Origin of the sequence: Pseudomonas sp. B21-017 (assembly GCF_024749245.1) — a bacterium.
Lineage (GTDB): Bacteria > Pseudomonadota > Gammaproteobacteria > Pseudomonadales > Pseudomonadaceae > Aquipseudomonas.
This window is the reverse complement of sequence record NZ_CP087194.1, coordinates 1,388,432-1,400,245: the sequence shown is the minus strand read 5'-3', so window position 1 is coordinate 1,400,245 and position 11,814 is coordinate 1,388,432. Positions and strand designations below refer to the sequence as shown.

The 11,814-nt window shown below is 58.3% G+C and carries 14 protein-coding genes and 1 tRNA gene; all 15 read right to left on the bottom strand.

What is annotated here, in order from left to right; translation table 11 throughout:
- Positions 1-2 precede the first annotated feature (2 nt).
- On the bottom strand, positions 3-1,061 hold the full coding sequence (nadA, locus tag LOY28_RS06125) for a quinolinate synthase NadA (RefSeq protein ID WP_018926491.1): 1,059 nt from the start codon (positions 1,059-1,061) through the stop codon (positions 3-5).
- A gap of 262 nt (positions 1,062-1,323) precedes the next feature.
- Positions 1,324-1,399 (bottom strand) — tRNA-Lys (locus tag LOY28_RS06120).
- Positions 1,400-1,462: 63 nt separating this feature from the next.
- The gene (queC, locus tag LOY28_RS06115) at positions 1,463-2,155 is read right to left on the bottom strand and encodes a 7-cyano-7-deazaguanine synthase QueC (protein ID WP_018926492.1); all 693 of its coding nucleotides are present in this window, start codon (positions 2,153-2,155) and stop codon (positions 1,463-1,465) included.
- Position 2,156: 1 nt separating this feature from the next.
- Positions 2,157-2,804 (bottom strand): 7-carboxy-7-deazaguanine synthase QueE, encoded by a 648-nt coding sequence (gene queE, locus LOY28_RS06110; RefSeq protein WP_018926493.1) that lies wholly within the window; start codon positions 2,802-2,804, stop codon positions 2,157-2,159.
- A 166-nt stretch (positions 2,805-2,970) separates the two neighbouring features.
- Positions 2,971-3,810 carry a tol-pal system protein YbgF gene (gene ybgF / locus LOY28_RS06105; RefSeq protein WP_026286449.1) on the bottom strand — a complete coding sequence of 280 codons (840 nt, stop codon included), beginning with the start codon at positions 3,808-3,810 and terminating at the stop codon, positions 2,971-2,973.
- A gap of 6 nt (positions 3,811-3,816) precedes the next feature.
- Complete coding sequence (pal, locus tag LOY28_RS06100; protein WP_003178634.1) at positions 3,817-4,314, bottom strand: peptidoglycan-associated lipoprotein Pal; 498 nt, start codon at positions 4,312-4,314, stop codon at positions 3,817-3,819.
- Between the two features lie 52 nt (positions 4,315-4,366).
- Positions 4,367-5,635 (bottom strand): Tol-Pal system beta propeller repeat protein TolB, encoded by a 1,269-nt coding sequence (tolB, locus tag LOY28_RS06095; protein ID WP_018926495.1) that lies wholly within the window; start codon positions 5,633-5,635, stop codon positions 4,367-4,369.
- Positions 5,636-5,664: 29 nt separating this feature from the next.
- Complete coding sequence (gene tolA, locus LOY28_RS06090) at positions 5,665-6,744, bottom strand: cell envelope integrity protein TolA (RefSeq protein WP_018926496.1); 1,080 nt, start codon at positions 6,742-6,744, stop codon at positions 5,665-5,667.
- The gene (tolR, locus tag LOY28_RS06085; protein WP_167331185.1) at positions 6,744-7,196 is read right to left on the bottom strand and encodes a protein TolR; all 453 of its coding nucleotides are present in this window, start codon (positions 7,194-7,196) and stop codon (positions 6,744-6,746) included. The genes tolA and tolR overlap by 1 nt, the downstream gene beginning before the upstream one ends.
- A gap of 23 nt (positions 7,197-7,219) precedes the next feature.
- The gene (tolQ, locus tag LOY28_RS06080) at positions 7,220-7,915 is read right to left on the bottom strand and encodes a protein TolQ (protein WP_018926498.1); all 696 of its coding nucleotides are present in this window, start codon (positions 7,913-7,915) and stop codon (positions 7,220-7,222) included.
- Positions 7,905-8,372, bottom strand: a complete 468-nt coding sequence (gene ybgC, locus LOY28_RS06075; RefSeq protein ID WP_007933231.1) for a tol-pal system-associated acyl-CoA thioesterase — start codon at positions 8,370-8,372, stop codon at positions 7,905-7,907. The genes tolQ and ybgC overlap by 11 nt, the downstream gene beginning before the upstream one ends.
- A 127-nt stretch (positions 8,373-8,499) precedes the next feature.
- Positions 8,500-9,561, bottom strand: a complete 1,062-nt coding sequence (ruvB, locus tag LOY28_RS06070) for a Holliday junction branch migration DNA helicase RuvB (RefSeq protein ID WP_018926499.1) — start codon at positions 9,559-9,561, stop codon at positions 8,500-8,502.
- Positions 9,562-10,173 carry a Holliday junction branch migration protein RuvA gene (ruvA, locus tag LOY28_RS06065; RefSeq protein WP_007933256.1) on the bottom strand — a complete coding sequence of 204 codons (612 nt, stop codon included), beginning with the start codon at positions 10,171-10,173 and terminating at the stop codon, positions 9,562-9,564.
- Positions 10,174-10,288: 115 nt separating this feature from the next.
- Complete coding sequence (ruvC, locus tag LOY28_RS06060) at positions 10,289-10,813, bottom strand: crossover junction endodeoxyribonuclease RuvC (protein WP_018926500.1); 525 nt, start codon at positions 10,811-10,813, stop codon at positions 10,289-10,291.
- 163 nt (positions 10,814-10,976) lie between these two features.
- Positions 10,977-11,723: a YebC/PmpR family DNA-binding transcriptional regulator gene (locus LOY28_RS06055; protein ID WP_018926501.1), complete on the bottom strand. Its 747-nt coding sequence runs from the start codon at positions 11,721-11,723 to the stop codon at positions 10,977-10,979.
- Between the last annotated feature and the right edge of the window lie 91 nt (positions 11,724-11,814).

Here is an 11,814-nt window from a genome sequence, read left to right as displayed (position 1 = left end):
AATCAGGCGTTACCCGCCAGCTTCATCCGCGCCGCCTGCGTGAAATCGAGCATGCGCTTCAACGGCCGAATCGCCTGCGGAATCAACGCCGGATCGACGAAGATCTCGTTGGTCCCCTCCTTCAAGCTCTTCAGCGTGCGTTCAAGGGTGTTCATCGCCATCCACGGGCAATGCGCGCAACTGCGGCAAGCCGCGCCGTTACCGGCCGTTGGCGCTTCGATAAAGACCTTGTCCGGGCACAGCTGCTGCATCTTGTAGAAGATGCCGCGGTCGGTGGCAACGATCAGGGTCTTGTTCGGCAGGCTTTGCGCAGCAGCGATCAGCTGACTGGTGGAACCCACCGCATCGGCCAATTCGATCACGGCGGTCGGCGACTCCGGGTGCACCAGAATGGCCGCGTCCGGGTACAGCGCTTTCATGTCTTCGAGCTGCTTGGCCTTGAACTCTTCGTGAACGATGCAGGCACCATCCCACAGCAGCATGTCGGCGCCGGTCTGGCGCTGGATGTAAGTCCCCAGGTGCTTGTCCGGGCCCCAGATGATGGTTTCGCCGTTATCCATCAGGCTTTCGACGATTTCCAGCGCGCAACTTGAAGTCACCACCCAATCCGCCCGGGCTTTGACTGCTGCCGAGGTGTTTGCATATACCACCACCGTGCGTTCCGGGTGCTGATCGCAGAACGCCGAGAACTCGTCCACCGGGCAACCCAGGTCCAGCGAGCAGGTCGCTTCCAGGGTTGGCATCAGCACACGTTTTTCAGGGTTGAGGATCTTGGCGGTTTCGCCCATGAATTTCACACCGGCGACCACTACGGTCTTGGCCGGGTGAGCATTGCCGAAGCGGGCCATCTCCAGAGAGTCGGAGACGCAGCCACCGGTTTCTTCGGCCAGGGCCTGAATGACTGGATCGCAATAGAAGTGGGCAACCAGCACCGCGTCCTGAGCTTTGAGCTCGGCTGCGATGGCTGTGCGGTAATAAGCCTCTTCCTCGGCTGTCAGCGGCTTGGGCTGCTTGGCGTCGAGGTGGGCTTGAACCAGAAGGCGTTCGGAAATCTGCGTCATGTTCGCAAGACCTGCAGGCGCTTTCGCGCGAAAGTCGAGTATACACCCGGCTCCGGACCCTTCGGGGTACCGCCGGGAGAGTGAGTATTCATCAGGCATGGACAGCGTTGAAGCTGCGCAAGGCTACAGAATATCCGGCGGATGCAAAAGATGATTCTGACCTGCGTCACTCGGTGCGATCCCGGACCGGGACAACCTCAAATCGCGGGCAAAAAAAAACCCGGAAATCCTCACTTACGTGGGCCTTCCAGATTTTTTAAAATGGTGGGTCGTGTGGGATTCGAACCTACGACCAATTGGTTAAAAGCCAACTGCTCTACCAACTGAGCTAACGACCCGCTGTGTGGTGGCGCGTATAATACTGATTTTTAAGGACTATTCAACACCTAATTTGAAATAAATCAAAAATAAGGTGTCGGGTCGCTGATTCCGGCCGCCGCAAAGCCTTCTGCACGCAGACGGCAGCTGTCGCATTTACCGCAAGCACGGCCGTTATCGTCCGCCTGATAGCAGGAAACGGTCAGCCCGTAATCGACGCCAAGCTTCACGCCCGCCTGAACGATCTGCGCCTTGCTCAGGTTCTGCAGGGGCGCCTGGATACGGAAGCCATTCCCTTCTACACCCGCCTTGGTCGCCAGATTAGCCATGAGCTCGAAGGCTTCGATGAACTCGGGACGGCAATCCGGGTAACCGGAATAATCCACCGCGTTTACACCGATAAAGATGTCACGCGCACCCAGCACTTCGGCCCAACCCAACGCCAGGGACAGAAACACCGTGTTGCGCGCCGGCACATAGGTCACCGGAATGCCTTCGCTCGGCGCCTCCGGTACGTCGATGGAACTGTCGGTCAGGGCCGAGCCGCCGATACCGTTCAGGTTCAGGCCGATCACCTTGTGCTCGATCACACCCAAGTCGCGGGCAACACGCTCGGCGGCCTGCAGTTCGGCACGGTGGCGCTGACCGTAATCGAAGCTCATGGTGTAGCAGCTGTAGCCTTCGGCACGGGCCATGGCCACGACCGTCGCCGAGTCCAGGCCGCCGGACAGCAGGATGACCGCACGTTTTTCAGCAGTGTTCAGTTGTTCAGTCATTTCAGCGCCCCGGCTCGTCATTCCAAAGATATTTATGCAGCTGCAATTGCAGACGCACAGGCAGATTGTCCGCCACCACCCAGTCCGCCAGATCACGTGCATTCAGGTCATGGTGGCTCGGCGAGAACAGGACTTCGCCGGCACGCTCGTTCAAACCGTATTGAATCAGCTTGGACACGGCCCAGTCATAGTCTTCCCGCGAGCAGATGACAAACTTCACCTGATCGTTGGGCGTGAGCAGTTCGATGTTCTCGTAGCGGTTGCGGTGGGCTTCTTTCGAACCCGGGGTTTTCAGGTCGACGACGCGACTGACCCGTGGATCGACCGCCGAGATGTCCAGCGCGCCGCTGGTTTCCAGCGACACTTCGTAACCGGCGTCACACAACTGCTTGAGCAAGGGAATGGCATTGGGTTGCGCCAAGGGCTCACCGCCCGTGACGCAGACGTAACGTGGGCGAAAACCGGCCACTTGCTCGAGGATGTCGTCGAGCGTGCGGAGGGTGCCGCCAGTGAACGCGTAGGCGCTGTCGCAGTATTGGCAACGCAATGGGCAACCGGTCAGGCGCACAAAAACAGTGGGCAGCCCGGCAGTCCGCGTTTCACCCTGCAACGAGTAGAAAACTTCGGTGATTCTCAATGTGTCTTGCATAGTCGCCACGGGCGTAACAGCTAAACAGGCTGTCCGCCTCCGTCAGGCACTTCAAGGAACCCCGCCAACGCGCAGATCCCAAAAAGCGTGTTTCATAAAAAGGGCATGAATTCTAACGAAAAAACCCGCGACAAGCGCGGGTTTCTTCAAAACGGGCTAAACAGGCTTACATGCGCTGCAAGTCCCGTTGCGCCAGCTGAGCGGCGGAAGTGCCCGGATATTGGGACACGACCTGTTGCAGAATGCCTTTGACCCGGTCGGTATGACCGAGACGACGCTCTACATCAGCGAGCTTGTACAGCGAATCAGGCACTTTGGGGTGCTTGGGGTACAACTGCGAAACCTTGGCAAATGCCTGACCCGCACCTTGCAGATCGCCTTTGGCCAGGTTCACTTCCCCCAACCAGTACTGGGCATTGCCCGCGTATTGGCTGTTCGGGTATTTGCGCAGGAATGCGGCGAAAGCCTGGCTGGCCTTGTCGAAATCCTTGGCTTTGATCAGGTCGAAGGCTGCATCGTAATACAGTTTTTCCTTCGCCGGGTCAGCCGGTTCGCCACCCGCGGCCGGGGCTTGAGCGGCAGCCGCTCCCGCACCTGCGCCGGCTGCTGCACCGGGGGCATTCAAATTGCCACCGGCGGAAGAATTATCAGGAGTCGCGGCTGGTGCAACGCCGGTTCCTATGCGCCGATCAAGATCCTGATATCGCTCCAGGTTCTCTTGCTTCATGCGCGCTACATCATTTTGCAGAACTTCAATGATGCCTTGTTGGCGCGAGATCTGCTCCTGCATCGATTGCAGTTGGTTGAACAGCTCGCCCTGTGCCGAGACAGGGGCCGAAACCCCTCCCCCGGCATAGGCGCCGTTCGTACCGTAACCTGCAGGCGGATAACTGCTCCCGCTATTGTTATAGCCGGAGTTGTCCTCGACCACAGGAACCGCAGCCCACACCGCAAGCGGTGCGAGACTGAGAGCCAAAATAGTTACAGCACGACGGCACGTTCGCATGACGAATTACTTACGCAGTTCGACGCGACGGTTTTGAGCCCAGGACTGCTCGTCGTTGCCGGTAGCAACTGGACGCTCTTCGCCGTAGGAAACCAGTTCCAGCTGAGCTGGGGAAACACCTTGCAGTACCAGGTAGCGCTGAACGGCTTTCGCACGACGCTCGCCCAGTGCCATGTTGTACTCACGAGTACCACGTTCGTCGGTGTTGCCTTCCAGAACAACGCGAGCGCCGTTTGCTTTCAGGTCTTTGGCGTGAACGTCCAGAGCGCGCATGGCTTCTGGCTTCAGGTCCGAGCTGTCGTATTCGAAGTAGAAGGTGGTGATTGCGCGCAGAGCAGCTTCTTCGCTCAGGGAGCCGTCAACTGCACCAGTGTTAGCGCCGTAACCAGCGTTTGGATCTACAGCGCCTTCACCGGCGTTGTCGCCGCCTTTGGACGAGCAACCTACAGCTACAGCCATGGCCAGAGCCAGCGCAGCAAATTTACCAAACTTCAGCATTTCCATCGTGAAACTCCTAATGAACCCCAGTGTGTTAAGTAAAACGTATAGCGCCGCGTCAGTTCAGGTAAGGGGACCAGGACGGTTCTCTGACTTCGCCTTGTGCGGTAGGAAGCGGGAGCCTCACGCGTCCATTAATGGACACGAGCATCAAGACTCCCCGGCCCTGCTGGCGGGTGGCGTAGATTACCATGGTGCCGTTGGGCGCAACAGTAGGAGACTCGTCCAGAGTGCTATCAGTGAGGATCTTTACACTACCGCGCTGCAAATCCTGGGCCGCCACCTTGAAGTTGGTGAAACCGTCCTGGCGGTGAATCATTACCAGGGTCTTTTCATCGGCCGACAGTTTAGGGTTGGCATTGTAGTTACCGATGAAGGTCACACGCTCCGCACCACCACCGCCTGCGCTGGTTTTATAGATCTGAGGCTTGCCGCCACGGTCAGAGGTGAAGTAGATGGTCGAACCATCCTTACCCCAGAACGGTTCGGTATTGATGCCAGGACCATTGGTGACACGGGTGATCTGACGCGACCCCAGGTTCATCACGTAGATGTCCGGGTTACCGTCTTTCGACAACACGAATGCCAGGCGATTGCCATCCGGCGACCAGGCTGGCGCGCCATTCAGGCCTTCGAAGTTAGTGATCTGCTCACGGCGACCGGTGTCGATGTTCTGCATGAAAATGCGTGGACGCTTCTGCTCGAACGACACGTAGGCAATGCGCTTGCCATCCGGTGCGAAACGCGGCGACAGGATTGGCTCGCGCGATTGCAGCAGCGTCACGGCACGGGCACCGTCGTAGTCCGAACGTTGCAGTGTGTAGCGAGTGTTCTTCTCAGAGAAACGCTCGGCCGTCACGTACAGCAGACGCGTCGAGAACGCACCTTTGATACCAGTGAGTTTTTCGAACGACTGGTCGGAGATGTAGTGCGCCATGTCGCGCAGTTGATCGACGCCGCCCGACACGCTGCCGGTCAGCACTTGCTGCTCGGTGGCGACGTTGAACAGTGCGTACTGCACCTGCAGGCGACCGCCCGCCGGAACAATGCTGCCGACCATGACGTACTGGGCACCCACCGCCTTGAAGTCACGGTAGATGATTTCGCTGGCCTGGCTTGGCTGGCTGATCATGTTCTGCTTTGGAATCGGCGCGTAGTAACCCGAATTGCGCAGGTCGTTACCGATAATCTCAGCCATGTCGTCCGGCAGCACGCTACCGCCCTGGAAGCCGAAAGGCACAACGGCAATTGGAGTTGCCTGGGAGCTGCCACTGCTGACCAGGATATTTTTTTCATCTGCCGTGGCCAGTCCTGCAAAGCAGAACATGACTACAAGCAGTCCTCGAAGAAGGTTTCTCACAAGGCTAGATCCTCAGGTGTGAATGTCATCTTGAATGAACGATAGGGTGCGAAATCAGCTGGCTTCAGACCCTGCATTTCGGTCAATCGACCAATATTTTTTACAGCCGCGACTGCAGAACTGTCGAACGGCGCGTCACCGCTGGAATGAGCAACCGAAACACCGGAGATCGTTCCGTCAGGGAGCATGTTGATTTGCAGAATCACCTTCATGCCCTTGCGGGCCGACGGTGGCTGCGCCCAACCTTCAGATGCTCGCGAACGAATCAGATCATCAAAGTTGCCCGCGGTTTCATCGCCTTGCTCATCCGCCAAAGCCTGCTGACGCTCGGTCTTATCGGACAGCAAGTCAGCCAGAGCCTGAGCCTTCTTGTCCTCTACCGATTTGCGAGCCGCATCCTGCGCTTTCTTCTTCGCGGCATCGGCAGTCGCTTTCTTCTTCGCGTCTTCGGCGATTTTCTTCTTCGCCTCTTCCGCTTCAGCTTTCTTCTTGGCGTCTTCCGCGGCTTTCTTCTTCGCGTCTTCGACGATCTTTTTCTTCGCTTCTTCAGCGGCCGCTTTCTTGGCCTCTTCTTCAGCAGCTTTTTTGGCTTCTTCTTCGGCTTTCTTCTTGGCTATATCAGCCAATTGTTTCTCTTCGGCCTTTTTGGCTTCGGCGGTCTTCTTCGCTTCGTCGGCTTTCTTGGCTTCATCAGCCTTTTTCGCCTCTTCCGCTTTCTTCGACTCGTCGGCCTTCTTGGCTTCCTCGGCCTTTTGAGCCGCTTCTTCTTTCTTTTGTTCCGCAGCCTTCACCGCTTCCTGCTCGACCTTCTTCTGTTCCATCTGCTCGACTTCGGTCTGACGCGCAGCAGATTTCTGCGCCTCACCCGCGATCTTCTGATTGGTCTGGGTGGTCGCCCGACTTTTCGATTTCAGCTGGTACAGGGTTGCCTGGACAATCGGCTTGGCCGGCGGCAGCTCCGGTGTGAAGGCGAAACTGACGAACAGCATGCCGAACACCAGCACGTGCAAGACAATCGCCCAGACACTAGGCCAGAAGTAGCTTTCCGAGGCGGACGGCTCTCGCAGTTGCTGCATCAGGGCGCCTCGGTAATCAAGCCAACATTACCGACCCCGGCCTTCTGCAACCCGCCCATGGCGCCCATGACGGAGCCATAATCGACGGTTTTGTCGCCACGAATGAACACCTGCGTGCGCTTGCCGTTACCGTTGCCAACGCGAATGATCTTGGTCACGGCGTCGGTCATTTGCGGCAAGGTCATGGCCTTGTCCTGCTGCTTTTCGGTGTCGACTTCGCTGCCAAGGTTCCAGTAGTAGGTCTTGTCAGCCTTGATCGAAATGGTCAGGACCTGAGTGTTGTTGTCCTGCGGCAAGGCTTCGCTGGAAACCTTGGGCAGATCAACTTTCACGCCCTGATTGAGCATCGGCGCGGTCACCATGAAGATGACCAGCAGTACCAGCATCACGTCGATGTAAGGCACCACGTTCATCTCGGCAACCGGCTTGCGCTTTTTGCGAGCTCGAGCGATTAAAGCCATTGGAAATTACCTGCTTATTCTTCGCTGGTGTGCACTTTGCGGTGCAGGATCGCCTGGAATTCGTCGGCGAAGGTGTAATAGCGGCCCAGCAGGGTTTCGCTGCGGGCAGCAAAACGGTTGTAGGCGATAACGGCCGGAATGGCGGCAAACAGACCGATCGCAGTAGCAACCAGTGCTTCGGCGATACCTGGAGCCACAGTGGCCAGGGTCGCTTGCTGGGCAGTCGCCAGACCACGGAAGGAGTTCATGATGCCCCAGACTGTACCGAACAGACCGATGTACGGGCTGACGGAACCGACGGTGGCGAGGAACGGCAGGCTCTGCTCGAGCTTCTCTTCCTCGCGGGAGATGGCTACGCGCATGGCACGCGCCACGCCTTCCATGACCGCTTCCGGATCAACGCCCGACTGCTGGCGCAGACGGGAGAATTCCTTGAAGCCGGCACGGAAGATCTGCTCGACACCGGAATCCGGATCAGGGTTGCTGCCAGCCTGACGGTAGAGTTTGGACAGGTCGATACCGGACCAGAAGCGCTCTTCAAAGCTCTCCAGGGCACGTCGACCGGCGCGCAGCAAGTTGCTGCGCTGAAAGATCATGATCCACGAGGTCACCGATGCGGCTACCAGGATCAGCATTACCAGTTGCACCACGACACTGGCATTGCTGACCAGGCTCCACATGGAGGAATGGTCGACGACGTTAGCTTCCACGCTTTATCTCCTGCTTTGAGTGTGTACCCGCGCCGCTCACGTCGGCAAAGGCCGCACGTAGAGCTTCGGGAATGGCCCGGGGTTTCAAACTGTTAGTGCGCACACAGGCCACCAGAAACTGCCCTTCGCAGAGCAGCACGTTATCCGTAGCCCGCCTGACCTGCTGTTTGAAGCGCAGGCTGACCCGGTTCAATTCAATTACTTCGGCGCTTACCAGCAGTTCGTCGTCCAGTCGCGCCGGCGCGTGGTAACGCGCTTCGCTGGAATGCACGACGAACAACAGGTCCTCCCCTGCCAGCGCCGACTGGGCAAAGCCCAGCTCTCGGAGCCGCTCGGTTCGAGCCCGTTCCATAAACTTGAGGTAATTGACGTAATACACGATGCCGCCGGCATCGGTGTCCTCGTAATAAACGCGACAACGATGTGCGAACGGCTCAAGCCCGTTTTGCGCGCGCATACTCTAGTGCTTACTCCTCAGGTTGCCAATCCGGCCAGGCAACTGTTTTTCATTGATTCGCGGCTTTCTGGCGAAAGTACCGTCCTGGGACAGCACAAACCCCGAATAAATCAGCACGCAAAGGTGATTAATCGTCCACGGCATCGAGGAACTCGTCTACCACGGGCATCTCGCCCAATCGTGACGGAATGTTTAAGCCGAAGTGCAAATACGCATGCCGGGTCACTACCCGCCCCCGCGGCGTGCGCATGATATAGCCCTGCTGGATCAGGTACGGCTCCAGCACGTCTTCAATGGTGTGGCGTTCTTCGCTGATCGCAGCGGCCAGACTGTCCACCCCCACCGGCCCACCGTCGAACTTCTCGATCATGGTCAACAGCAGGCGTCGGTCCTGATGGTCGAAGCCACGCTCATCGACATCCAGCAGGTTCAAGGCCAGGTCGGCGATCGGTTTAGTGATGTGGCCCTTGGCACGAACCTCGGCAAAATCCCGGACTCGGCGCAGCAAGCGGTTGGCGATTCGCGGTGTACCGCGGGCACGCCGGGCGATTTCAAAGGCGCCTTCCGGGTCCAGCGGCAAACCGAGAATGTTCGCCGAACGGCTGACAATCGTTGCCAGATCGGCGGTGCTGTAGAACTCCAGGCGCTGGACGATCCCGAAACGGTCGCGCAACGGGTTGGTCAGCATACCGGCACGGGTCGTTGCGCCAACCAGGGTAAACGGTGGCAGATCGAGCTTGATCGAGCGCGCGGCCGGCCCTTCGCCGATCATGATGTCGAGCTGGAAATCTTCCATGGCCGGGTACAGCACTTCTTCGACGATCGGCGACAACCGATGGATCTCGTCGATGAACAGCACGTCATGGGGCTCAAGGTTGGTCAGCAATGCAGCCAGATCACCAGGACGCTCGAGGACCGGCCCCGAGGTGCTTTTGATCGACACGCCCATTTCCTGGGCAATGATGTTGGCCAGGGTGGTTTTACCCAGGCCCGGCGGGCCGAAAATCAGGGTGTGATCCAGTGATTCATTGCGCCCGCGCGCGGCCTGGATGAACAACTCCATTTGCTCGCGAACAGTCGGCTGGCCAATGTATTCGGCCAGGCTGACGGGACGAATCGCCCGGTCCTGGACTTCTTCGCGCTCACGGGGGCCACCCGTAGCGGCGATCAGACGATCAGCTTCAATCACTTAGATCATTCCCTTCAGGGCACGACGAATCATGTCTTCACTGCTCAAACCTTTCTCCTTGATCGCGGAAATCGCCTTGCTGGCTTCCTGCGGCTTGTAGCCCAGGGAAATCAGCGCGCTGACCGCGTCATTTTCGGCGGCAGCGACTTGTTGCGCTGGCGCATCCGGCTGGTTCGGCACCAACGCAAACATGCTCGGTACGGTTTCCCAGGCCTTGAAGCGATCCTTGAGTTCCACCAGCAAACGTTCGGCAGTCTTCTTGCCCACCCCCGGCACCTTGGTCAGCGCCGAGGTGTCCTGGGACTGCACGCAACGGATCAACTCGTCGACTTCCAGGCTCGACATCAGGGCCAGCGCCAGTTTCGGCCCCACCCCATTGAGACGGATCAGTTCGCGAAAAAAGTCTCGCTCACGCTTGCCGAAGAAGCCATAGAGTAACTGCGCGTCTTCGCGTACGACCAAATGGGTGTGCAAGGTCAGCGGTTCACCGACCGACGGCAAGCGATAAAGCGTGGTCATGGGCACTTCCAGCTCATACCCCAGACCGTTTACATCCAGAATCAGGTGCGGCGGCTGTTTCTCAGCCAATGTGCCGCGCAAGCGTCCAATCACGTTTCAGATCCTTGAGCGTTGGCCAGATCAGTGCTGGCGACTGACAGAACAAGGGTTTTGCGCCGACAACACAGGCGCAAAACCCTCATCCCACAAAAAATGATTGCTGATGCTATCAGAGACGCAGGCGCCCGCCACGACTGCGTGCCGCGCCCAGGCCATGAGGCAACAGACTGGAACGGGTGTGAGCGTGGCAAATCGCGATGGCCAGGGCATCCGAGGCATCGATTTGCGGCTTGCTGGTCAGTTTCAGCATGTGCATGACCATCATTTGCACTTGTTCTTTATTGGCGGCGCCGGTGCCGACCACGGCCTGCTTGACCTGGGTTGCGGTGTACTCGGCAATTTCCAGGCTCTCTTCGGCGCCGGCGACAATCGCCGCGCCACGGGCCTGCCCCAGTTTCAGCGCGGAGTCGGCATTACGCGCCATGAACACCTTTTCGATGCCCATGGTGACCGGGCCATAAGTCTGAATGATTTCACGCACGCCGCGATAGACGATCTGCAGACGCTCATGCAACTCGCCAGCACCGGTGCGGATACAGCCCGATGCCACGTAAACACAACCACGGCCAGTATCGCGAACAATGCCGTAACCGGTGATACGCGAGCCGGGGTCGATACCAAGAATTAAAGTCATAACGCCTGCGAAGCTAGTGCGAATATCTGAGAGTAACCGTAGGAGCTGCCGAAGGCTCGGGCCGCGTTCGGACGATCTTTAAAATAAATAACTGTAAATCAAAAGATCGCAGGCTTCGCCAGCGCCTGCAGGGCTGATGAAGGCTGCGATCTTTATAAAGGCATCAACCGAGCTGCGCGGCCACCGCCTCTGGAATGTCCGCGTTGGAGTACACGTTCTGCACGTCATCCAGGTCTTCGAGCATGTCGATCAGCTTGAGAACCTTCTCGGCGCCTTCCAGATCCAGTTCGGCACTGGTGGTCGGCAACATGACGATTTCTGCATCGCTGCCCTTGAAGCCTGCGGCCTCCAAGGCGTTACGCACGGAATAGAAGCCGGCGAACGAGGTGAACACGTCGATGGAGCCGTCTTCGTTGGTCACCACGTCATCGGCGTCGGCTTCCATGGCTGCTTCCATCAGCGCGTCTTCATCAACCCCTGGCGCGAAGGAAATCTGCCCTTTGCGTTCGAACAGATAAGCCACCGAACCGTCGGTACCGAGGTTGCCGCCGCACTTGCTGAACGCATGGCGAACTGCGGCCGCGGTGCGGTTGCGGTTGTCGGTCATGCATTCGACCATCACCGCCACACCGCCCGGGCCATAGCCTTCGTAGGTCAGCTCGACCATGTCATCGGTATCGGCAGCGCCGGCACCACGGGCCACCGCGCGGTCGATGATGTCGCGGCTCATGTTCGCACCCAGCGCTTTATCCAGCGCCAGACGCAGACGCGGGTTGGAGCCCGGATCAGCGCCGCCCTGACGGGCAGCGACCGTCAGCTCACGAATCCACTTGGTGAAAATCTTGCCCTTCTTGGCATCCTGACGTTCTTTGCGGTGCTTGATGTTCGCCCACTTGGAATGACCCGCCATAACTCGCTCCGAATTTCTCTTTGAAACATCGCCCGCCACACAGGGAGTGTCGGCCAGCAACAAAAAAATCTTGACCTAAAGAAAAGGCGCA

What these genes read in the sequence shown, in the direction of transcription:
- ybgC (WP_007933231.1), bottom strand. Translation starts at nt 8,372, where the DNA reads ATGCGCGCGCAAAACGGGCTTGAGCCGTTCGCACATCGTTGTCGCGTT.
- queC (WP_018926492.1), bottom strand. Translation starts at nt 2,155, where the DNA reads ATGACTGAACAACTGAACACTGCTGAAAAACGTGCGGTCATCCTGCTG.
- tolB (WP_018926495.1), bottom strand. Translation starts at nt 5,635, where the DNA reads ATGTTCTGCTTTGCAGGACTGGCCACGGCAGATGAAAAAAATATCCTG.
- ybgF (WP_026286449.1), bottom strand. Translation starts at nt 3,810, where the DNA reads ATGCGAACGTGCCGTCGTGCTGTAACTATTTTGGCTCTCAGTCTCGCA.
- pal (WP_003178634.1), bottom strand. Translation starts at nt 4,314, where the DNA reads ATGGAAATGCTGAAGTTTGGTAAATTTGCTGCGCTGGCTCTGGCCATG.
- queE (WP_018926493.1), bottom strand. Translation starts at nt 2,804, where the DNA reads ATGCAAGACACATTGAGAATCACCGAAGTTTTCTACTCGTTGCAGGGT.
- ruvC (WP_018926500.1), bottom strand. Translation starts at nt 10,813, where the DNA reads ATGACTTTAATTCTTGGTATCGACCCCGGCTCGCGTATCACCGGTTAC.
- nadA (WP_018926491.1), bottom strand. Translation starts at nt 1,061, where the DNA reads ATGACGCAGATTTCCGAACGCCTTCTGGTTCAAGCCCACCTCGACGCC.
- LOY28_RS06055 (WP_018926501.1), bottom strand. Translation starts at nt 11,723, where the DNA reads ATGGCGGGTCATTCCAAGTGGGCGAACATCAAGCACCGCAAAGAACGT.
- tolA (WP_018926496.1), bottom strand. Translation starts at nt 6,744, where the DNA reads ATGCAGCAACTGCGAGAGCCGTCCGCCTCGGAAAGCTACTTCTGGCCT.